Genomic DNA, 22,183 nt, shown 5'->3' with positions numbered 1-22,183 from the left:
CCCCGCCTAGCTCAACCACGAACTACTTGAAGGCCGCGGTAGCGGTTGACAGCAGCATGAACTTCGAGGGGGCGGGGCCGCGCCAGGTGACCCGGGTGGCCGCGGTGTGGTGAGAGGGCCTCGAGCCCGTCGGCGTCGATCCGGGCAAACAGGTCCCTGATCGCGGCGTCGAGCTGGGTGGCTCCCTGGTTCGCGCTCGAGGATGCGGCCAGCTCCGCCAGCCGGTCGAGCGCCTTCGCCACCGCCTCCGTCTGTGCCGAGTCCACAAGCTGCGACACCGCCGCGAGCTCGATCTGTTCGCGTCCGAAGCGGATGATGTCCCGGCCGCGCGCGGTGGCGGGCTTCTTCTTGTCAGCGGGTCGCAGCGAGTCGGGGTCCGGTGTCCTGGAGCGGGCAGGACCGAACACAGCGCCCGAGGGCTCGGAGCTCGCCTCGTCGGCGAGTGCACGCGCCTGATCGGTGACGTCACGCGGCACGTACTCATCGAGCGCGATCACATGGTCAGCTACATCGAAGAACGCTCCGGACCCACCGGCGACCAGCACCGTAGAAACTCCACGCTCCTTATACAGCGGGCGGATGCGGTCGACGAACGGGGTGATGGGCTCGCGGTCGGCCGGGATCAGGACACGCATCCGCTCGTCGCGGATCATGAAGTTCGTCGCCGAGGTGTCCTCGTCGATCAGCAACGCCGAGGCACCGGCGTCGACCGCTTCGACGAGGGAGGCTGCCTGCGAGGTGGAGCCGGAGGCATTGGTGGTGGTGAAGCTGCGGGTGTCGGTGCCCGAGGGCAGGCCGGAGATGAACGGGGAGATGTCGACGCCGGTGACGGCGCGACCGTCCTCGGCGCGCACGGAGCCAACGTCACCGCGGGTGATCGCCCATTCGCGGCCGTCACCCTCCAGGTGCGGGTACACGCCCCGCTCCATCGCGCGCAGCAGTGTCGACTTGCCGTGGTAGCCGCCGCCGACGATGACGGTGACCCCGTCGGGCACACCCATTCCGCTCACCTGGCGACCGCTGGGCAGGTCGAACGTGACGCGCAGTGATTCGGGGCTGTCGAACGGGACTGCCCCGTCCGTGAGCGGCAGGTCCGAGTCGCCGGACCGTCGCGGCAGGATCGCGCCGTCGCCGACGAAAGCGACCAGGTGGCGCTCGGCCAGCTGGTCTCGCAGGGCTTCCTGGTCGCGGTGAAGGGTGGCGTGCGCGCGGAGGGCGTCAACATCGATGCTCGCGTGCAGGAGGGAGCGCTCGGCGAGCCGCGGCAGGTCCTCGGTGAGCAGACGGGAGGCCTCCCGACCCTTGATGCGTCGCCCGGCGGCGGGCAGTTGGACGGAGATTCGCGCTTCGAGGCCCTGGTCGGTGAGTGCGATGCTGGTGCGTTCGAGGACCTCTTGCTGTGGGGTGCCGATGCTGACCCCGTGGAGCGAGCTCGCCTCCTTGGCGACGACGCGGGCCAGGAAATCGGTGACCGCGACTCGTCCGCGGCAGTCGTCGATCAGATCCTGCGGCAGGTTCGCGGCTTCGGCATCGACGACTAGGCGCATCAGCGACGGCGGGGCGAAGGGGTCCGTCTGCACGTGGTCGATCAGCAGTCGGCAGGGGCCCAGGTCGTAGGTGCCCTTGAGCTGCTTGTAGGAGCCGTAGCCTCGGCCGTCGAGGGAGGTGAGGGTGCGGACGAGCTCGTCCTTATCCGTGGTCAATGTTTCTGCACTCCTCTCGGCTTGAGACAGCCCGCCATTGCCAGACGTGACAGCGATGGCGGCCAAAGGTCCGCACCCACCGTACGAGACGATCTTGCGTGCGCGGTCTCGCCGTTTATTCCGTGACGAGGCGGGTAACGCTGGCGGTGCGTTTCGCGGCAAGCGCCGCTTGATATGCGGTCCGGGACTCCACCGAGATATCCACCGATTCCGGCGTCTCCTCCAGGAACGCTTTTCCGCGCTCGGTAAGGGTCCAGCCCTCGCGCGTCTTCTCGATCCACTCAGCCGCGATCATGTCCACTGACCCCCAGACGATAGCGGTCTCGTAGCGACTCCTGCCGCTACTGGTCCGCACCGTCTCGGCCTCGTTGAGTTCGATCCGACCCGCGATCTCGTCGAAGACCTCTCGACGCGAGATGGTCCCGCGATCTCGGAGCGCTTCGAGGACGGTTCTCTGCAGAAGGCCGTAGCGGACACGTGTCGCGCCCGGGACATCCTCGGTAGCGGCGTCCGGAGCAGCTTCCGGCACGCCGAACTCCACAGCGTCCACGTACTCCTGCACATGGTTCGCAACTTGGAAAAGCGTCAGGGCTGAGCCCAACTCATACAGGGCAGGCTGCGAGAACACCGTCCGCGGGGCGTTGACGACGAGCCAGTCGACAGCATGGCGATGGCGATGTTCGGGGGCGTTTGCGATGTACTCGTACGGTCCCGAGATCCGACCGATATTGAAGACTGGTGCTTGCTTGGCGAGATGACGAGGTCCCCCTCAGCAACCTCGAACGCGAAACGGCGCAGCACTCCAGCCCACACCGGGATGGCGCCTCGCTTGGCGTCAGGGTTCGTCTGCGCAAGCGCCTACTTAAGCGCCGATCGTCGCCGATCTCGCGAAGATCCCCGATCTCGTCCCAGCCGATGGAGACGAATTTCCGGCCACGAGTTCGGCGGCCGGAATCCGGTCATTGTGGATGCCCCAGGCAACGGTCATTCGCGCTCCTCCCCCTTGCTTGCGTGCTCCGACGCTGCGTCGGTGCTCTCGCTGGAATCTTCTCTCGTCCCAGTAATCCGATCTGCATCGCTCGACTCACTGCTGTCTGTCCAACCCACCGGCGGCGGCCCCAGAATCTTGCGTGCCGAGCGGGTGACGAACCAGCCGAAGGCGCCGTTCCCTGCGGCACCAATGCCGACGCCGAGGAACATCGGCATCTGCTTGCCCAACACCAGCACGCCTTGTTTGGTTCCGTACTTCGTGATGAACCGAGGGCCCAACACCTTGTTGGCATTGGTGATCGCGGCCATCGGGATGCTATTCACGATGGCCTTACCCCAGTACGGCACGCTGCGTCCTAGTAGGGGCTCCACCACCTTCTTCACTGCCGTGTCACCGACGAGGACGGACATAACCAACATACGCCGTCTCTCGATGTCCTCGGCGTGCACGCCGTGGACCTCCGCGGCTGAGAGCGCGTAGAGGACGGATGCCTCGAGGAACGTCGCGAGCTCCACCGCCGCGATCGGCACCTGTACCCAGCCGTTCGGGACGACCGCAGCGGCGCCAGCACCCGCACCAGTGGTGGCCACCGCCCCCAAGTAGAACTTGTCAAGAAGAGCGATCAGTTCGGCTGGAGACTTGCCCGGATGAACACGGCGAAGCCGTGCCACGTTCTCCTGGGCCAGCGGGTACTGCTTCTCCACGGCCGCCGAGAACGCTGACTTCACGACCGCTCTCGGGTCGGCCTTCTTTGCGCTCACCATGAGCTGAGTGTCCCATCCCCGGCGGACACATAGTGCACAGAAGCCGCCTGATCAGCTCTCAAGAGCTTGCCTAGCTTCGCCCCAGACTCGCAGCACGTAGTCTCGGCCCGGCTCGTTAGCTTTGACAGCAATCTCCCTCTCACCGTCGACAGTGCGAAGCCAAACGGTGCAACGTTGCCACGCCTGCCCGTCTGGGGGGCCGATGAAGAGTCGCACCTCAGTCAGATCACTACCTTCCTCTCGGACGAGGACCGCACCGATTCGCTCGTTATGCCGGCCTTCATTCGCACCCCGAGTCTTCGAACTGGAAGCCCCTCCACGGTGAGGGTTCTTGATCGCTTGCGCCTGGAAAATCGCTCCGAACAGCGCAAGAGCGTCTGAGGCCGGTTCACTCACCTGTCGACCCAATTTTCGACCACGGATTCTCGACGGGAACCCACTTTCCCCTACGCGAATCTGCTGGTTCAGCCGCGACAAGGCATTGACGCGACGTCTTGCCGCAGGCGTAAGAGCGCCCTCTCGGAAGAATCCTATTTTTGATTCAAGATAGTTTTCTCCAGCGCCATTCGGGGCGCGCTCCCCCACGAGGAGCGCGCCAGGGTTCGCTTCCATGTCGAGTGTGAGCCCAATGCCGGGATGCCGCCTGTCAGACATACCCATCTGGAGCCACGGCGCACGGTTGCCGCCGTGAAACGAAAAGGCGAGTTGACGTGTCCTTAAGCTGCCGATCTCTCGCGCAACGGCTTGCGAAGTCAGAAATATATCGCGAACCTCGGCCGCCACTTCGGGGTCGGCGAGAACCGCCGTCGTCGCCAAATTCTCTAGATCGCCCGTGCCGACAGACTCCGCGAACTCCTCGAGTGCAGCCCAAAGACCTGCACGCGCACCGCCAGGATCCCGTCTTATCATGGCTGCGCAAAGCTCTGCCCAGGTCACGAACCGCACCGTGACGCTCGGGTACTTCGCCGAAAATTCTGGGAGGCGCTCTTTCTGATCTTTCAACGGGTTTCTTCGGGGATGAAGGACAATAAGTGCGGCCTTTCGCCCGGTTCCCTGAAGATACCTCAAATAGCGTTCCAGTTGGCCGTGCGACAGCGGCGCATCGAGCTTATCTTCAATCACGGCGACCGGATCTCTAAGCCCTCTCGGGTCGACGTCGTCGATAATATGGTCGAAGCGAGAATTTGTAGGCGAGTCAGTCACCTCGCACCACATGCGAGGCTGATGCTTGATCCGAACCTCATACTCACGCAGAAATGCCTCGAGCTCTCCGCTCTGCGAAAGGATATGGTCGAGCATGTACTGAGCAACCGCTTCGTGGCGCGCCCTATTCCTCTCACCGGAAGACTGACCGGAAGTGAGCCTGCTGCTCGACATCGCCTTCTCGATAGCAGCGGTAAACATGCGGGCCGCGCCGACAGCGGCATCGTGATCGTGACTCACTGTTGCTCCTATGCTGCGTTACCTCAGTTCCACCGACAACCCTCGCTTGCGTGAACTACCCGCGACTGAGGCCATTCTTAAGTAGCCACTTGCTCGCCACCCTCATCCATTGTCCCCCTCTTGCATGCCTTCTTCTTGCTCGTCAATGAAGGCCTCGAGAATCTCCGAGCGCAGCGTCGAGATTCGCTTGTTCAGCGCGCGACGCTCCTTTCTCGTCGATCCTGGTGCGTTCACGAGCTGGGCAGCTCGTTCGCACTGCTCGAGCTGCTTGGACCAGGCCTGGGCCCGCTGGGCCTCGCGCTCGTCATCGGCTGAGTCAGAGAGATAGTCGACCTGCTCCCGAAGGGCCTTCACTGTCTCGAGCATGTCGGCGGGCGAACCACCCGAGTACTTGAGCAGGCGCGCGATCTGCTCCTGCGCCTTCTTGCCCAGCGTCGGGTCGTCTAGCAGCTTCTTCAGTGCTTTGAACGCCACAGGCGCCGCCATAAGAGCGAGCTCGACAGCCTTGTTCTTCCCGGCAGACCCCGTGGACGACGGAGTCTTCGCCGGCTGCTTGCCGGATGCGGCGTTCCCAGCCATGGCTCCCCTTCCGTTGTGGGGTCACGGTACGGCACGGACGGGCAGACATGGCGGCGGCCGTCACGAGTCGCCCTTTCGCTGGGAGCCCTCCCCCACAGCGGTGGAAACGGCCTCGCTGGGCGGGGGCCGAAGATCGACTCGCGGCCACTCCACCGCGTCGCCGATGAACCGGATGAGGTCGTCCTGCCGCGGCTGCCCCATGACGCTGCGATAGGCACCGAGCGTGCGCTGCAGGCGCGCGTACTGAGCCGACTCACGGCTGAGGGGCATCGCAGGAACGTACCGCTCGATCGAGGCCGTGCCCTCGTAGATCCAGTACGGGCTCATGCCTGAGCTCTTCCCGGCCACATCGGACTCTGCTGCCGCGAACATGGATCGCCAGGGATCCTCGTCCTGTTCATTCATCGCCGCCTGGGCATAGTCGGCAGCGATGTTCTTGCGGATTGCATGGCCCTTGTACCTGTGCACGCGGCCTTCGCGCTGTTCGAGGTCGACGGGATTGTCGGGCAGGTTCCAATGCACGATCGCATGACTGTAGGTGTGGAAGTCGAGACCTTCCTGGCCTACCGACGTGCTGGCCATGACGAACGGCCAGAACGGTGAGTTGTAGCTGTCGCGGATCGAGGTCTCGCGTTGCTCCGCGCTCTCGGAGTTCTGGATCCGACCGAAGCGAGCGGCGATGTGGGACGTCATGCGGTGGACGTCGATGTCGATACGCGAGTCCTGTTCACGCAGTTCATGGACTTCGTTGGTGGGGTTACGGATCGTCGCCGTGCTGCAGATCCTCTCTGCGAGCTTCTCCGCGCGTTGGACAGGCTGGTCATCGACCAGACCCAGGGAATCGACCAGTGTGTGCACGTACTCATCGAGCATCGCTTGCAGGTTGCCGTCCAGGCAGTACCGGACCACCCGCTGCCAATGACCGTCGGTGTCTTCGCTGTTCGTCTCTGTGGCAGCGCGAACGGCGGACATCGTCTCGGGCCGGTTGAACAGTGCACGGAACGCCTCCCCGATGGAGAACGCGGCGCGGCGGATCTCGCTCGAGACGTAGGTGGCGGGGCCGCCGCAGGCTCGGCCGAGGGCACGCAGGGCGCACACGCCGGGAGCGCCCAGTGCGATGCCGGCGAGCACCTTGGCCAGGTCTTCGGGCGGAGCACCGAGGCTTTCCAGGCCAGGCTCCAGTGCAAAGGCGATGTGATCACCGAGCCGCGACCCGGTGTCCTCGCCTTCGTCTGCCGAGGACAGTCCCCCGTCGACCGCGAGTTCCTCGATCCCGATCCGCCGATCCAGGAGATAGGGAGCGATGCCGTACCACGCGGCGCTTTGACCCTTCTTGTCACCAGCCGGCAGATCCAGCGCATCCAGCTCCGTCTGGATGCGGGACGTCACGAGCTCGAGCAGACGACCGCGTTCCAGCGGCAGGGTTTCGCCACTCTCGCGCGCGATCGCGAGAGGGTCGCCGAGCCGTGCGAGTGCGACCGAGGGATGCACGAGCGCCAGGTGGGGAAGATTCAGCAACTTGCCGTCTGCCACGCCGAATCGGATGAGCGGGGTGGAACGACGCACACCGTACTGAGCCACGCTGCCGTCGGTCGCGCGAGGTGCGTACTTGCTGAGTCGCCTGTCGGCCTCGTAACTGAACAGTGTCGCGATCGCCTTGGGAACCACGCTCCATGCGGAGAAGATCAGCCGCTTGGTGAAGGAGCGAGCGCCTTCGGAGGCATACACGCCGGCAGGCTCGATGTACGGCAACGAGGGCGGCAACCACGCGAGCTTCCAGATCCCTCGTTCCATGGCGTCGTCCATCACCGCGCGGAGTTTGGGATTGCCGGGGTCGATCTTGCGGTACTCAAGGACATCGTTCCAGGCGAGCAGTCCTCCACGATGAGCACGGAGCAGCGCAGCCAGATCGGCATCCTGGCTCTCCGCCTTCTCGAGAACGCGCTTCTGCGCGAGGTAGGAGGAAGGGTCCATCAGGTTCACGGGGTAGGGGCTCGAGCGCCAGTACTCGAAGACGTCATGGCCGTGGACGTTCCGGGCGATGCGATCGTTCGCGATCCATGTCTCCAGATCGAGGGGGCCAAGAGTGAGAGCAGGCATGTCCATCTCCGTGACCATGCCGTCGCGCTTCTGCGTGACTTCCAGCCGTTCGGTTCGGCACATGACGCGCTTCAGTTCACGGGTCGCAGCGTCGTTCGCCCGGCGGGCAGCCTGCTCACCTTCGGGAGTTCGCAACAGCATGCTGGTACGGACGTCCGCGAGATGCCGGGCCACTCGCTGTGCACGGTCGCGCCCCGCGAGGAATCCGATGGTGTCGTGGAAGTCCCGCAGATGATCCTCGCCATCGGGCTCATCCGGGAGCGTGAACATCTTGTAGGGAGTCGCGGAGAGCACGAGCGACTTCGTCCCAGTCGTCGTGATGACGTTCTGAGCGAGGCGCTGCGCGTCGGTGAGCTCAGGGTCTCCGTCGCTCCGGCTACCGGGGAAGAGGTCCTTGAACCGCTGGAACTCGTCCAGAATCACGAGATCTGGATTCAGCCGCGCGACGGACACCTGCGCCATCGCCATCCGCAGCTCACCGAGCAGGTCTTTGCGCCGATAGTCCATCTCGGGCGTACGAGTTCGGTACCGCAGCCAGGTCTCGATCTCTGCGCACAGTTCCTCGAGGAGCGAGGGACGCGAAGCGCCTCTGGGGGCCCGAAGGGTTGCTTCGAAGTCCGCCATCAGCTGGGAGTCGAGCTCGGGGCGGTCCCATTCGAGGCGGCTCGTGAAGCGCTCGTGGGTGACCGTATTGCGGAAGAAGTCGATCACTCCTGCGCGACGCATCCACCGAGGTTCGAGGACGTGAGTGAGCATCCAGTACAGGAGCGAGCGCTCCCCCACACGGCCCGCACTGTGACCGAGCCGGAAGGATGTTCCCGGTGTGAAGGACACGAGTTCGACCCCACGCTCGGCCCTGGCTCCCATAGTGCGCGGCAACAGCGTGATCCGGTCGGCGTTCTGCTGGGTGTGGCCACCGGTGAGATCCCTCAGCCGATCGAGGTTCTGACCTGCGATCTGCGCGTTCGAGCAGATGTACACGAGGGTGATGGCACGGCCTCTGTCCCAGAGATGATCGATCGCTCGCGCGGCGACCCCCTTGGCGACGAGGGTCTTCCCCAGACCGACCTCGTCGGCGACGAGGAAGCGGTCCACGGCGTCGTCGTCGGTCCACAGACGGCGAAAAGCGTGGTCGACCGTGGCGCGCTGGAACGGCTTGAGCCGCGAGAGGAGGGCGTCGACGTCAGGGCGTGCCGTCTGATCGTTCGTCATGCTCGCTTCCTTCCTCCGGCGATCTGGAGGACGACGTCCCACATCTGGAGGAATTCCGGCGGGATGAGTGCGTCCGCGTTAGGAAGTCGGCGCAGCTCGTCGACCTGCTCCGCGACGGAGGCGAGTCGACCGATGTCCTGCCCCGCGGCGCGCACGAGTGGCTCGAACAGCACGATCTGCGGGGGCTGCGCGGCCTCGTTGTCGGCTTCTACGCTGAGATCGATACCCACGGTGAGGGTGTCATCGTCGACGTCCTGGGCGGGAACAGCTTGGGAGGGGTCGTCGAACCCGAGCAGCAATGCGAGGTAGCGAAGGACCCGGTCACTGTTGTTCAGCAGGGAGGCGAGTGCGCGCTGTCGACGGTCTATCACGTCCCCGATGATCGGGACCTTGATCAGACAGCGCCTGGTCGCTCGAGCCTCCCCGCTACCCGCTGTCGTCTCGACCGCGAGGAAGGGCGTGATGTTCTCGGCGGCGAGGTCCCATGTGGTCGTCGCAGCGAGCTCGCGGTCCTGCCCCGGGACGGTGAGGAGCCAGATACGGGTCGTGCCCACCAGGTCATCGGGCATCTGGATGCTCAGCCGCGCCGAGACCCGATCTTCCTCAACAGCCACGATGTCGAGCTGTGGCCGGGGCCGTGACCGGGCGAGCGCGCGGTGGAACTCTTCGAGTCGGTACCCGGTCTCGATGCTGGGGTCCGCCGTCGCCGTGGGTTCGGGGGTATAGGGCTGCAAGATCGTCCGCAGTCCCATGTCCTGGGCATCCTTGCCGAGTGCCGCCTCCACTCCGCACACGCCGGTAGGTCCGTGAAGGATCGCGTCGAACTCGATGTTGCGATGCCAGGCCGGCTGCGTGAGGTTTGCGCTCCCCGTGACAGTGCTGGACGTCCCGTCCGGATGGTCCAGAACGATGGTCTTCGCGTGCAACCCGGTCAGCTCCGCGACCCGCGGAGCTCCGTCGACCTCCTCGACCATGCCGAACTCGTTCGTGGGAGCGGCTCCTCCGGCACCATCCCGGTAGTCCGCTCCGGAATCGATGACGTTGACGTCCCACGAGCTCAACGCCGAGGCTCCCAACTGATCAGCCGACTCCGCCCGTGTCACGAGTGTGAGGTTCGGGGAGCCGGCTTCCAGGGCGCGGAGTGTCTCCTCCTGGAGGAAGGGGCTGATGGCGAGCAGACGTTCCGAGCTCTCCGCGGGGAAGGGCCACCTCGAGGTGGTGTCGAGACCGAGCGGGAGCAGGTTTCCGCCGGTGAAGGGATGTGGCGCCTCGAGGTGGACACCCCGCAGACTGGCACAGAGGTCCTGGATCGAGGCGCGGCGGTCCTCCTCCATGGGATCCAGGGCGAGGCCCGGGAGAGAGCCCACCATGTCGGCTGCGGGAGCGGCATCGATGGCCCCGTTCGGATGTTCGTCCAGTACGAGTGCCGTGTCCCAGGAGCTGTCGAGGGTGAGATTCCGACTTGCCACCACCACACGATGGTGGAGACCTCCATCAGCGGGACGCCGGTAGCGGATCGCCCAGAGCTTCGGGTGGAACAGCGAGCCTCGCCCCTTCGGCTCGACCTGCTGGATCGAGTCCTCGAGGAAGGCGGTCAGGCGACTGTACGAGGCCGGCACGTGAATGCCCGCTACCTGGCAGAAGACCGTGGTCCGACTCATGTACCGCTTGACCGCGTCGAGGAGCTGCGCGGGGTCACGATGGTCTACCGTGCTCGCGTTCTCGACGTCGGCGAGGGCGAACGTCATGGGGGCGACCAACAGGGCGGTGAGGTTCAGGGAGTAGGTGGTGGCCACGGCCGTGTCCACGTCGTATCCGGGCGGAGGCTGCAGCGCATCGGTGAGCAGCACGGTCGTGTCGGGCTTCAGCATCATGCTCCTCCTGCCGCGTCGTAGAGGTCCTGCAGGTGCCTGGTCACGTTGCCCCAGCGGAACAACATGGGACCGGTGCCCGTTTCACCGGGCCATGCATCCAGCGCCTTACGGTTACCCGGGCGCAGTCGAGCACGTTGCCCCTTGGTGTCCCGTTCGCGATTGCGGACGAGGTCCTTGAGGGCTGCGGAGTCGGCACAGTCGAAGGGGGATCGCGCGGCATCGAACCACGCGCTGAGGAAGGATCGTGTCTTGGTGGTGAAGCGCCGGTTGCGCGCGGCCATCAGCTGGGCGATCTCGGTCATGTCGTCCGTGCCCAGAGGACGTACCCACCGGACTTCTTCCGCCCATTCGCGCAGTCTGTCGCGATAGTGGGCGACGCGGTCGTCGTCGAAGCGTTGCCCGTCTGCCGTGGTCGCTTCGGCGAGCACCAGGTTGTAGAGCAGGTTCGCGCCCTGGCTGTAGAGACTGAAACGCGACCCCAGGTCGATGATCCCCCTCAGTCGGGCGTCGAGCTCGGGATCCAGAAGGGCCAGGACTTCCGGTGCCCATGGAGCCGCCGGAGCTGAATCGTGCGTCGTCCACCCGGCGGGGCGTTGTTCGACGAGCCGGGCCAGGAGTGTCCGCGGCACGCTGCGGGAGATGGACTCGCGCAAGTATTCGACGTCTTCGGAGCGCAGTTCGAAGGTGGCTTCTCGCAAGAGCCCGTGTGGCGCCTCCGGCAGGTGCGGATCGAGTCCCGTACGCGTGAGCTCGAGGCCGGCGGTGCCATCTTCGGAGTGTGGCGCGGTGCGCTGTTGCTCGCGCAGCAAGATGGTGCGTTGGAAGTACGCACGGGCTCTGAGGCCCGGCTCGACGATGCCCCACTGGGTGAGAGCGCCCCAGTAGACGACACTGGGGACCCGCTGAAGCTCCCTGCCTGCACGCCGTCCGATGATTCCCTGCTCGGACTCCCCCATGCCGCGCTTGAGCGCTTCGATGAAGTCACGTTCGAGATCGTGGAAACGCCACGCCATGGCGTCGACCGACTCGGCGCGTGCCGCCTCCTGCAACAACCACGGCACGAACAGCACGTACCGAAGTCGCGTCTGGATCGTGGAGATACCGGGGAACAGTTCGTCGGAGAAGACATCCCGGATCCCGCCGACCCCGAGATCGTCGATCGTCGTCTCGTCGCGGAACTGCTCGACGGCCTCCATCATCCTGCGGCGCTGCTCGGGGTCTACGGCGAGCCAAGCGAAGGTGGAGGGCATGTGGCCATGGTGCACGATGGGCGGCACGACGCGTGGCGGCTCTGCTGTTGTCGCACATCAATGCCGTCATGAACGGCGAGCGAGGATTGCGCGGTCAACCTTTTTGTCTGCGTCCCGCAATCGCACTTCGGACACCGCACGTCCAGAGCGTGCGAGCGAGCACAGCGTGTAGATCTCCACGATTCCGCCGACGCGCCTCGACCTGAAGTACTCCGAGAGGCGCCTCCTCCCCTCGGAGGTCGAGAAGAAATCGAGGCGATCGCCTCCGACGAGGTGGAGCCCACGGCCCGCCCTTCGGCGCCCAACCTCATCGTCTCCACCGTGCCCCTGCGGGGTCTGCAGCGGAAGCTCGCCCCCCCCCATGTGCTGCACCTGAGCCGCTGCCCGGGGTGCACGACCTGGCGCAGGTGGGCAAACCGTCCTCGAGACCGTCCGGGAGAAGCGCTGAGGACACGTATGCGCCTACCTCATAACCCTTATTGAACGGCAGCCGTCCCTGGCCCTCAAGATCACGAACCGTGAGAATACGAGCATGCAGATGTATGCGCCGCTCGCGCGGGCGGGGATGCCCCAGCCGGGTATCCCCGCGGCGTGCTCTAGCTGTTGTGGGTCATGACGTTGTGGCCACCGGGGGTGGGGGAGAAAGAGAACGGACCTCTGACCCGCAGGATGGGTGGTGTCTAGCCGGGGCTTCTCTGCTGGTGACGTCAACGAACTGCGGCTGACAGACATCACGGAGCATTGGACCGACGGGGCAAGCTCCATCTCTGCGCCATCAAGGATGTGTTCTCCGGCCGCATCGTGGGCTACTCCATCAGCGACCGGATGAAGGCTCGCCTCGCGGTGACCGCCCTGCATGTCGCGGTACCCCGACGTCGCAACGCCGCCGGTTGCATCGTGCACGAGGACCGCGGATCTTAGTTCGGGTCACGGAAGTTCGTGCATGTCCTGAACGGTCATCACCCCCTCGGATTGATGGGCCAGGGCGGTGCCGCCGGCGGAAACGCCGCGATAGAATCGTTCTTCGCAATACTCCAGAAGAAGGTCCTGAACCGCAAGCGCTGGCGAACCTGAGAAGAGCTCCGCATCGTGATCATCAGCTGGATCGAGTGCACTTAACACCAACGACACCGACAGGCCCGCCCGGGCCGATTGAAACCCATCGAATGGGAAATCATCATGAACCCGGCCGTGACACTCGCAGCCTGACACCTAACGGTCGCCTACCGGCTCCCCGCCCACCAGCAGACTCCCCCCCCGGACATCACACCTAGTCAAGAAGGGTGCACTTATGGCCATCGATGCCCTCGTCAATTTCGCGATCGGCGCAAGTTCACTGGTCACCGCTGTGGCCACCGTATTGATCGCCTGGGTCGCGCACCGTTTCAGCAAGTCACAAGCTCGGGAAAATCGGGAGGCTTTATTACGTGAGCGCTTCAATGAGTGGAATCTGCGGCTCGACCAGGCGATCGGGACAACATCTGACAAACAATCGAACAGCCTGGTCGCTCTAAAATACAACCCGGCCCTCAGTATTCTCCAATCAGCAAAAGCCAATACGGACCGACTGGAGTCAAGACTCGCAGTACTTCAGGGGCATGCCCGGTGGATCCGTTCAGTGACAAACCCTAACGACGAATGGGTCAACGGATTCGATCGCATACATCTCGATGACGACGGGCTCATCTCCGCGATGCTGAACGGCGTGCTAGACACCGTCAAAGACGAGGTGTTGCTCGTTGACGCCAACGGGCAAGACGATCTCGAATGGATCGTCGACGAGTTCTGGACTGAAACATACTTCAAGTCAACTGGAGTCGAGAACCTCGAGGTAGTTCTCCGGATCGAATCCGACCTGGAAGGGCAGGTGGATCTCGCATTCAAGAAATGGGTGTGCCGTCAAGCCCCAAAGGGTGCCCAACTCCGAATCGCTGAGCTCGTTCGTTACAAACTTCACCTGGAACTTTCGCTCCGCGAATTCTTTGTGGGCAGGTTCAGCGATCTTGAAAGCGGACTCGGAAGCCCTTCAAGTAGAAAGTTCCGCGATGGCATGCGCTCGACGACTGGCAAACTTCGCTCCGATGTAGCCTTCGAGTTCGAAACGATTCTGCTCGAATATTGAGGCCAGATCCAGCCCCCAAAAAACCCGACCGCGTAGAAGTGACTGGGCGCCCGGCTTCTGGCACACAAGCAGACGATCTACTAAATGTTGTGGGATGCGGCGCGCGCGAGTAGACGTCCTCGACCTCGCTGGGCACGGGCATCACGATCCCCGACTCGATGATGATCGACGCCCCCACCCCCTCGATCATCGCCGTTTACGTGCCGAGCGAGCCGGCCGTGTGGGACGAGGGCGAGGTCTCGATCGTCGCGATGATGGCCATCAGCGATGGATAGCCGCGAGGAGTTCGGCACGCTCGTCGAGGCGCTCACCAGGGTGCTGCCCAAGCGGGAAGTACTTCGAGCGGCTTACTGAGCGTGCGGGGACGTACGAGCAGTTCATCCGGGGGCGGTTGGAGTTGATCTAGAATTACTTTCCTCTCCGACTAACGTTGGAAAGTCAACAGAGCCTCCACCTGTGGTTAGATCGATCCGACCAATCACCCCCTACAGCACAGACAAACAGGCGCGCACGATCAGTAATATTCCCTGACGTATTCGAGCGCCTTTTCGAAGACGTCGTTGTCACGAACCTTGAACTGAACATAGAGGGTCTTCCGTAGCGCCTGGCGGACCTCCTGGTCACCGCGGATCGTGGACTGCCAGCCCTCGAAACGAACCCCACGGACAACCTCGTCGATCCTGTTGACGACGTTCTCTACGATGATTGGGGTCTGATCACCCTTGAGCACGTCGAACAACTCAGTCAGTGCCGCCTTTCCCTGCTCTTCGCGGGGCATCTCGTCGGCTGCCTTCTCGGCAGCAACAGTGTCGCGAGCGAGTTCGAGAAGCTCGCGAAGGAATTCGAGGCTGGACTGTTGGATGTCGGCGTAGCGCTCACGCAGGTCATTGAGTCGCTGACCGAGTTCGACGAAGACGGGGTTGTACAAGTGCCGGGCGATGCGTGCGGTGATCTGACGCTCGATCTCTTTAGCAGGGATGTCGGTGCGCCGACCAGTCATCAGATCTTCGATCGTCTGAGCGTCTAGCACGATCTTTTCGGCGCTCTGCGGAATCTCGACGGCCACATGCTCGTTGATCAGGTCGATCGTCTTGGCTCCGAGCGCGTGCCAGACGAGGCGCCCCGTTATGTCCGAGGGGCGCACCGACTCGTAGACATCCGACAGCCAGCGGTAGTCGTCGCGATGCTCGCCCAGCATGGGGTCAGGGCTGAGCGCCTCCCACAGTTGTGACACCACGCTGTACGCCGCTCCGAAGGCGTCCTTCCTGCCATCCTCAGCGATCGCGGACTGCGCCTGGACGAGTCCTTCGTACCCGCCAAGCGTGCGGTCGGCCCCAGGGAAGAACGCGAGCGCGGCAGCCAACGCCGGCACTAGCTGAGCCTTTAGCTCTTCAATATTGGTGACGAGCTCCCGGACAGCCTGCTCATCGAAGGAGAGTGAACGCGCGACGTCGTCGAAGATGCCGAGGTAGTCGACGATTAGACCGTGGGTCTTGTCCGGCGGGTACACCCGGTTGGTGCGAGTGATTGCTTGGAGCAGAGTGTGCTCCTTTAGCGGCTTGTCGAGGTACTGACAGTAGAGGATCGGAGCGTCAAACCCGGTCAGCAGCTTCGCCGTCACAATGATGATCTTGAGCGGGTCCGTCGGGTCGTTGAAGCGCGCGACCACCTGCTCCAGCTCCTCGGCACCCGGAGTCCACTTTGCCCAGTCGGGCACGTCACCCCGGGACTTCGACATGACGATCGTCGATGCTTCGGGCCCGAGGTGCTTGTCGAGCTCGTTCTTGTAGGCGACGCAGGACGCCTTGTCGTAGACGACGACCTGCGCCTTGAAGCCCTGCGGCTCCACCTTCTCTTGGTAATGAGTCGCGATGTCGGCAGCGATCTTCGCGATGCGCGACGGTGTCTTGATCAGTACCTCGATCGAGGCCGCCTTCTTCGACAGCGTAATCTTGTCGCTCTCGGACAGGTCGCGGTCGGCAGCGAGTTCCTCGAAAGCCTCGTCGATCGCCTCCTGGTCGATGTGTATCTCTGAGAGCCGTGGCTCGAAGTGCAACGGAAGCGTCGAACCGTCGCGGATTGAGTCCTGGAATGAGTACCGCGACAGGTACCCGCCCTCGTCTTCGGATGCACCGAACCACTTGAACGTGTTGCGGTCGCGCCGGTTGATCGGCGTACCGGTCAGACCGAAGAGGTACGCGTTGGGCAGGGCCTCACGCATCTTCTGCCCGTAGTCGCCCTCCTGCGAGCGATGAGCCTCATCGACCATCGCGATGATGTTCTGACGGGCGTCGAGGACACCGGATGCCTCAGCGAACTTATGAATCGTAGTGATGATGATCTTCCGCGCTCCCTGGCTGAGCAGCATCTGCAGTTGCGCTCGAGAGTCGGTGGAGACCAGTCCGGGCACGTCAGAGGCGTTGAAAGTGCCCGTGATCTGGGTGTCCAGGTCGATGCGGTCGACCACGATCAGAACGGTCGGGTTGGCCAGTTCGACCATTGCGCGCAGCTTGAGCGCGGTGAAGACCATCAGCAACGACTTGCCCGATCCCTGGAAGTGCCAGATCAGGCCCTGCTTCACTTTGCCGAGCAGAACCCGGTCGATGATCAGATTCGTCGCCTGGAACTGCTGGAACCGCGCAATGATCTTGATCTTGCGGTGCTTTCTGTCAGTCGCGTAGAGAGTAAAGAATCGGAGAAAGTCGAGTACGGCACGGGGAGTGATGATGCCTTCGACGGCTTCTTGAACCGCTACGAGACCGATCTTCGCCGGCGCATCCTCATCCGTGGGGTCATTGCGCCAGGGCCCCCAGAGCTCGACCGGCATGCCGATGGTTCCGTAGCGAAAGTCCTTGCCTTCCGTCGCGAACGAGAAGACGTTGGGCACAAAGAACTGCGGGACGCTCTGCTCGTAGTCATCGTGGATCTGTGCAGCGCCGTCGATCCACGTATACGCAGGCCGGATAGGCGTCTTCGCCTCTCCGACCACCAGGGGCAGGCCGTTGCACCACAGCACCAGGTCGAACCGCTTCTCCAGCCGACCCTGCTTGAAGGTCACCTCAGTCGAGACGATCCACTGGTTCGCCGAGTCCTCGTCGAGGTGGTCGAAGTCGATCAATTGAACCGTGGTGTGTTCGCCGTTCGGCCCGAACGGCATCGACTTCTGCCCGGCCAGCCACGCCATGAACTCCTCGTTGGCTACCACCGGATGTGGTCTATTGCGAGCCGCAAGCAAGATCGCGCGGAGGTTGTAGATGACCTCATCCGCCTTCGCGGGATCTGCCTCGATCTCCGGATTAAGACTGATCAACGCGCTCTTAAGCACGCCTTCCAGCAGCACCTCGTCGGTACGACGTGGCAATTCGTTGCCGGGCACGAATTGGACGTCGATGGACTTCACCAGGTCCCGGATGAAGTCGCGGACAGAGTTCGCCTCGTTGAACTGCGCCATCAGTTGCCTCCGAAAATCTCGCTCAGCAACGCAGAGCTCAGTGCCTCAAGAGCCGAAATCTCAGCCCGGGACGCACCAAGCGCTTCGTCGAATGATGTCGTCTTCTCCAGGATTTGGGCCTGATCCCTGAGCGGCGGAACAACCAGTTGATGGGACTTGATGTCCTTGCCATTGATCTTCCAGATCCCATTCGTCGACTTGGCGTTCTCCAATAGCGAGGCATGCACGGCTGCGCTGTTCCACTGTTCGGCCGCGAAGGCAGGCAGCATCCGGTCTGGATTGAATCGAAGGCGGATGAGGAGGTCCGGATAGATACAGCCCAGGGGAAGGCCACCTTTGACCAGGCCACCACGACCGGTCAGCGAGCGGTTGCCATTGCCCCGCACGACGAGGAAGTCACCTGGCTGAAGGCGGAAGGAGGTCACCGAGTCGGGGTCAACCTCGATCCACTTCACATAGTCACCGCCACGCACCCCGCCATCGCGCACGGCGCTGATACTCAAGGTTGGCACGCCTCGCTGCTCGTCGTTAGCGCGGGCAGACTTCCCGTTCGTCGGCCCCGAGGTAACAATCTCCGATACGGGCGTTAGAGTCCAGCCACGCTCCTCCGCACCCGAGGCTAGGCACTCGGCAAGCATCAATGACTTCGCATCTGACACCTCCATTTTGGAACGCAGCGTGTTGATCCGGTGAAGCTCGACGGCCCAGAGGAGGTCGGCGATGCGCTTCTGCTCGTCGAGAGGCGGAAGGTCGAACTCGAAGTCCTTCAAGTCGCGCCAATTGGTGCGCGGGGACAGTGACCCGGCCGATGTACCCAGAGCATGCTCGAAGAAGCCGTTCGACTGCACGAGGAACGGGAGCAACTCACCGAGGAGCTGGGTCTCATCGGCCTCGAACGTGTATATGTCGCCGGAGCAGATGGCGTCGAACTCGGCGTAGGCGACCTTGCGCTGGTAAGCACGGCGCTTGCCGAAGAGCGTTCGGCCTGGCTTCACGCGCCGTGTGAAGGTGGTGCCGTCCTTTGTTGAACCCCACCGGCTGATTTTCAGCTCGCCGGGGTCCATGTGCTCCATCGCGATGACGCGGTCGATTCCGGCCGCTTCGAGATCACGGACGGTCTCATTGACGTTGCGAATGACATCGCCGAAGGTGACCCGTTTCCAGTGTGACTTGTCGAGGTTGAGGCTCACGCGGTCACCTCCGCTCTCAGCAGCGCTAGGACGTCAGTAACCGCCTGATCCGACTCCTCCGCGGCAGCTCGCCACTGGGCGCCGGCAACACTGACATCGACGTGCTCACCGGCTTCCTTGGCGGATGCTCCGGCGACGTATAGGGGGATCGCGAGACTGTGGCCTTTCTCGACGATCTGATCGAGAGTGGCAACTGCAGCGAAGCCGTCCTGCGGCTCGAAGGCGCGATAGGCGTCCAGGATCCTGTGCTGGTGCGACTCACGGAGGAAGGACTGTGCCTGTTCGCGGGCGACTTCGTTCACGGCGTTGATGAACAGCACCTTGCCCTGGTGCTCGGCGGGCTTGTTGGCGCGGAGCGTGACGACCACGGCCTCCATGGGGCTGTTGTAGAACAGCCCTGCGCCGAGCCCGAGAACGCACTCGATCAGGTCGGACTTCACCAGTGCTTCACGCAGGACTGCCTCTTCGCGGCGGAAGAGCACACCGTGAGGGAAGAGGATCGCAGCGCGGCCCCTATCGGGGTCGAGACTCTTGGCGATGTGCTGGAAGAACGCATAGTCGGCACGTCCCTGTGGCGGCGCACCCCAGAGGTTCCGGCCGTAGGGGTCCTTGGCGAACGCGGCACGGTTCCATGCCTTGATAGAATAGGGCGGGTTGGCCAGAATGACGTCGAATGTTTGCAGACGGCCCTTGCTGTCGAGTAATGCTGGCCGGCTGAGAGTGTCGCCGTGGGCGATGTGGCCGTCGGTGATTCCGTGCAGGAACAGGTTCATCCGCGCGATGGCCGAGGTCCCGAAGTTGAGTTCCTGGCCGTAGAGGCGCAGGTTGCGCCACTCCTTGTCCTGCCGCTTGAGCTCGGCGGCGGTGGAAATGAGCATGCCGCCGGTGCCGCAGGTGGGGTCGTAGACCGATTCGCCGGGCTGCGGCTCGAGCATCATCGTCATCAGGTGCACGAGCGTGCGGTTCGTGTAGAACTCCTGCGCCGTGTGACCGGAATCGTCGGCGAACTTCTTGATCAGGTACTCGTACCCGTTGCCGAGCTCGTCCTCGGGAAGGTTTGCGATCGAAAGCGTCTTGGTGGAGAAGTGCTCGATGAGGTCGGCCAGCGTCGAGTCCGGGAGCAGGTCCTTGTTTCCCCAGTCGCCATCGCCGAAGACGCCGGGAAGTGTGTCGGGGTTGGCCTTCTCGATGGAGCGCATGGCATGCAGGAGTGCCGCGCCGATGTTCTGCGTGACGCCGCGGATGTCGTCCCAGTGGCAGCCGTGGGGGATGGCGAAGCGGTGGTTCTCTGGGAGGTCGGCGAGCTCCTCATCGTCGTACACCCCCATCGCGGCGGCGTGCTCCTCGTCGTAGACGTCGGAGGTCCGCTTCAGGAAGACCAGCGGGAAGATGTACTGCTTGTAGTCGCCGGCGTCGATGAGACCGCGGAGCACGATCGCCGCGCCCCACAGGTAGTTCTCCAGCTCGCGCTGCGTGATCCTGCTGCTCATACAGACCTCCCCCACTTCGCCAGCTCGGCCTCCAGCACGGCACGCGTTTTGGTCGCCTCGGCATGAGCCGTCTCGAGATTAGCGAGAGCGTCCGCGGGCGTAAGCTTCTCACCGGTGTCAGGTGGGGCCACGTAGAGCGGGATGTTCAAGTTGTAGTCGTTGCCCTCAATCTCGGCCAAGTCGACGACGCGCGAGCGACCCTCGATGTCGGAGTAGAGGTCATAGGCATCGATAATCTGCTGGGCGTGTTCAGGCTCGAGGATATTTTGGTTGCGTCCGCGCTTGAACAGATCCTCGCCGTTGATGAAGAGCACCTTGCCCTTCTCATCAGGCTGCTTCGCCTGTCGAAGGATGAGCGCGCAGGCGGCGAGACCGGTTCCGTAGAACAGGTTGGGAGCCAAGCCGATGACCGCGTCGACGAGGTCCGACTTGAGCACGTGGGTGCGTATCCGCGACTCAGTACCCTGCCGGAAGAGCGCGCCCTGGGGCAGGACCACCGCGACGCGCCCAGTGTTCGGCCTCGCCGAGGTGAGCATGTGCTGGACCCACGCCCAGTCGGCATACCCCTTCGGCGGCACACCACCGAGCGCGTTCCGGCCCCACTTGTCGGATGCCCAATCGGGCTCGCCCCAGTTCTTGAGCGAGAACGGCGGATTGGCGACCACGCAGTCGAACTGCGCGAGGTTGTTTCCCGTGTAAAAGGCGGGGTTGCGCAGCGTGTCCTCGCGGACGATCTTGAAGTCCTCGACGCCGTGAAGCAGCAGGTTCATCCGGGCGATCGCCGAGGTTGCGAGCACCTTCTCTTGGCCATAGAGCTTTCCCCAGAGCGTCTTTGGACTGCCGCCAACGGCCTTGACATGCTCGATGACCTCGAGCAACATGCCACCGGTGCCACATGCCGGGTCGTAGACACTCTCTCCCTCTGTGGGGTCAAGGATGTTGACGAGCAGACCAACCACCGAGCGAGGCGTGTAGTACTCACCGGCCTTCTTGTTCGACTGGTCGGCGAACCTCTTGATGAGGTATTCGTACGCGTTGCCGAACACGTCGGACGGGACGGCGGCGTTGGTGAGTACCTTGCTCGAGAAGTGTTCGATGAGATCAGCGAGCTTGCGGTCCGTCAGCTTGTCCTTGTTGGTCCAGCTAGCGTTGCCGAAGATGCCGTAGAGCGTCTCGGGGTTCGCCTTCTCGATCTCGCGGAATGCGGTCTGGAGTGCGGTGCCGATATTTTCGGTGTGCTTGCGGACGTCACCCCAGAGACTGCCTTCAGGGATCGCGAACCGGTGGTTCTCCGCGAACAAGGCGAACTCGTGGTCGCCACCTGACTCGTCGAGCGACCGCGCGTACTCCTCGAGGTAGACGTCGCTGATTCGCTTGAAAAACATCAGCGGGAAGATGTATGCCTTGAAGTCGGCCTGGTCAATGCTGCCTCGCAGCAGGTCAGCTGCTGCGGCGAGATATTGCTCAAGCTCCGCCAACGCCAGTGGTTTGCTGCCACCTTCCGGCAGCAAAGCGAGCGCTGCCGCGCGTGCCTCGTCCTCGCTCATCCGACTCCCGTCATCACTCCACTACTCGACAGGAATCCTATCCTCGATGCCGTCGTACGGTGACCGGAAGCTGCATGAGCTAGGGGGCATGGTCGCCTTGCACAGGTTTCGGGGCGGGTCCCCAAGATCAGCGTCACCTACTCAACTACTCCAGTCCCTTCATCGAACGGGACGACCGCACCGGTAGGTGACGGATGCAGTGTTAGGCGAGCTCTCAACTCAGCGCCCCACTCATGCCGACCGCCACCTTCACCGGCAGCGCGGCGGGCCCGTGGATCGCGGCCATGTCAGGCGTCCTCGACGCCTCGATCCGCAGCTGCCATGTCGCGAGCGCGAGCCGCCGGCCGCGTACGGTCTACCGCAAGCCAGCGATGCCCCCCGTGGACCGCGGTCACAGGATTCGCCGTGACTCTGCCCGTGCGTGACGAGCAGAGCTGGGGCGGTAGGGCGTAGTGCGTCGACATGGT

15 protein-coding genes are annotated in these 22,183 nt (G+C 63.5%); 2 read left to right on the top strand and 13 right to left on the bottom strand.

The window, feature by feature from the left end:
• Window positions 1–11 precede the first annotated feature (11 nt).
• The 8 genes from DEO23_RS01945 to DEO23_RS01915 form a co-directional block, all read right to left on the bottom strand.
• Complete coding sequence (locus tag DEO23_RS01945) at window positions 12–1,703, bottom strand: ABC-ATPase domain-containing protein (protein WP_109274308.1); 1,692 nt, start codon at window positions 1,701–1,703, stop codon at window positions 12–14.
• A gap of 115 nt (window positions 1,704–1,818) precedes the next feature.
• Window positions 1,819–2,253 carry a winged helix-turn-helix domain-containing protein gene (locus DEO23_RS16035; RefSeq protein WP_165831695.1) on the bottom strand — a complete coding sequence of 145 codons (435 nt, stop codon included), beginning with the start codon at window positions 2,251–2,253 and terminating at the stop codon, window positions 1,819–1,821.
• 434 nt (window positions 2,254–2,687) lie between these two features.
• On the bottom strand, window positions 2,688–3,458 hold the full coding sequence (locus DEO23_RS01935) for a hypothetical protein (protein ID WP_109274307.1): 771 nt from the start codon (window positions 3,456–3,458) through the stop codon (window positions 2,688–2,690).
• 51 nt (window positions 3,459–3,509) lie between these two features.
• Window positions 3,510–4,901, bottom strand: coding sequence for a hypothetical protein (locus DEO23_RS15935; protein WP_133249821.1), 1,392 nt, complete (start codon window positions 4,899–4,901; stop codon window positions 3,510–3,512).
• A 102-nt stretch (window positions 4,902–5,003) separates the two neighbouring features.
• A complete protein-coding gene (locus DEO23_RS01930) occupies window positions 5,004–5,480 on the bottom strand; it encodes a hypothetical protein (RefSeq protein ID WP_165831694.1) in 477 nt (158 codons plus the stop codon).
• Between the two features lie 60 nt (window positions 5,481–5,540).
• Window positions 5,541–8,792, bottom strand: a complete 3,252-nt coding sequence (locus DEO23_RS01925) for a helicase-related protein (RefSeq protein WP_109274306.1) — start codon at window positions 8,790–8,792, stop codon at window positions 5,541–5,543.
• Window positions 8,789–10,666, bottom strand: a complete 1,878-nt coding sequence (locus DEO23_RS01920; protein WP_240613165.1) for a phospholipase D family protein — start codon at window positions 10,664–10,666, stop codon at window positions 8,789–8,791. The genes DEO23_RS01925 and DEO23_RS01920 overlap by 4 nt, the downstream gene beginning before the upstream one ends.
• Window positions 10,663–11,916: a DUF6361 family protein gene (locus DEO23_RS01915; protein WP_109274795.1), complete on the bottom strand. Its 1,254-nt coding sequence runs from the start codon at window positions 11,914–11,916 to the stop codon at window positions 10,663–10,665. The genes DEO23_RS01920 and DEO23_RS01915 overlap by 4 nt, the downstream gene beginning before the upstream one ends.
• A gap of 741 nt (window positions 11,917–12,657) precedes the next feature.
• Here DEO23_RS01915 and DEO23_RS16605 point away from each other — a divergent pair.
• Window positions 12,658–12,837, top strand: coding sequence for a DDE-type integrase/transposase/recombinase (locus DEO23_RS16605; protein ID WP_109274304.1), 180 nt, complete (start codon window positions 12,658–12,660; stop codon window positions 12,835–12,837).
• A 6-nt stretch (window positions 12,838–12,843) separates the two neighbouring features.
• Here the strand turns inward: DEO23_RS16605 and DEO23_RS16600 are convergent, their stop codons facing one another.
• Window positions 12,844–13,128: a hypothetical protein gene (locus DEO23_RS16600; protein ID WP_133249820.1), complete on the bottom strand. Its 285-nt coding sequence runs from the start codon at window positions 13,126–13,128 to the stop codon at window positions 12,844–12,846.
• A gap of 79 nt (window positions 13,129–13,207) precedes the next feature.
• On the opposite strand from DEO23_RS16600, the gene DEO23_RS15925 reads away from it, so the two are divergent.
• A complete protein-coding gene (locus DEO23_RS15925) occupies window positions 13,208–14,038 on the top strand; it encodes a hypothetical protein (RefSeq protein WP_133249819.1) in 831 nt (276 codons plus the stop codon).
• 514 nt (window positions 14,039–14,552) lie between these two features.
• Here the strand turns inward: DEO23_RS15925 and DEO23_RS01895 are convergent.
• From DEO23_RS01895 to DEO23_RS01880, 4 genes are read right to left on the bottom strand one after another with little or no spacing between them, the layout of a single operon-like run.
• Window positions 14,553–17,489, bottom strand: coding sequence for a type I restriction endonuclease subunit R (locus tag DEO23_RS01895; RefSeq protein WP_109274302.1), 2,937 nt, complete (start codon window positions 17,487–17,489; stop codon window positions 14,553–14,555).
• Window positions 17,489–18,679 carry a restriction endonuclease subunit S gene (locus DEO23_RS01890; RefSeq protein ID WP_109274301.1) on the bottom strand — a complete coding sequence of 397 codons (1,191 nt, stop codon included), beginning with the start codon at window positions 18,677–18,679 and terminating at the stop codon, window positions 17,489–17,491. The genes DEO23_RS01895 and DEO23_RS01890 overlap by 1 nt, the downstream gene beginning before the upstream one ends.
• Complete coding sequence (locus DEO23_RS01885; RefSeq protein ID WP_109274300.1) at window positions 18,676–20,169, bottom strand: type I restriction-modification system subunit M; 1,494 nt, start codon at window positions 20,167–20,169, stop codon at window positions 18,676–18,678. Before DEO23_RS01885 ends, DEO23_RS01890 begins: the two co-directional genes overlap by 4 nt.
• Entirely contained in the window at window positions 20,166–21,716 is a 1,551-nt protein-coding gene (locus DEO23_RS01880; RefSeq protein WP_109274299.1) for a type I restriction-modification system subunit M, read from the bottom strand. The genes DEO23_RS01885 and DEO23_RS01880 overlap by 4 nt, the downstream gene beginning before the upstream one ends.
• Between the last annotated feature and the right edge of the window lie 467 nt (window positions 21,717–22,183).

This window comes from Brachybacterium endophyticum (genome assembly GCF_003130585.1).
Taxonomy (GTDB): Bacteria; Actinomycetota; Actinomycetes; order Actinomycetales; family Dermabacteraceae; genus Brachybacterium; species Brachybacterium endophyticum.
This window is presented reverse-complemented; position numbering and strand designations above follow the sequence as displayed.

Excerpts from the sequence above, each read along its gene's own strand:
- DEO23_RS01935 (WP_109274307.1), bottom strand. The coding sequence starts at position 3,458 with ATGGTGAGCGCAAAGAAGGCCGACCCGAGAGCGGTCGTGAAGTCAGCG.
- DEO23_RS01930 (WP_165831694.1), bottom strand. The coding sequence starts at position 5,480 with ATGGCTGGGAACGCCGCATCCGGCAAGCAGCCGGCGAAGACTCCGTCG.
- DEO23_RS01925 (WP_109274306.1), bottom strand. The coding sequence starts at position 8,792 with ATGACGAACGATCAGACGGCACGCCCTGACGTCGACGCCCTCCTCTCG.
- DEO23_RS01920 (WP_240613165.1), bottom strand. The coding sequence starts at position 10,666 with ATGATGCTGAAGCCCGACACGACCGTGCTGCTCACCGATGCGCTGCAG.
- DEO23_RS01915 (WP_109274795.1), bottom strand. The coding sequence starts at position 11,916 with ATGCCCTCCACCTTCGCTTGGCTCGCCGTAGACCCCGAGCAGCGCCGC.
- DEO23_RS15925 (WP_133249819.1), top strand. The coding sequence starts at position 13,208 with ATGGCCATCGATGCCCTCGTCAATTTCGCGATCGGCGCAAGTTCACTG.
- DEO23_RS01895 (WP_109274302.1), bottom strand. The coding sequence starts at position 17,489 with ATGGCGCAGTTCAACGAGGCGAACTCTGTCCGCGACTTCATCCGGGAC.
- DEO23_RS01885 (WP_109274300.1), bottom strand. The coding sequence starts at position 20,169 with ATGAGCAGCAGGATCACGCAGCGCGAGCTGGAGAACTACCTGTGGGGC.
- DEO23_RS01880 (WP_109274299.1), bottom strand. The coding sequence starts at position 21,716 with ATGAGCGAGGACGAGGCACGCGCGGCAGCGCTCGCTTTGCTGCCGGAA.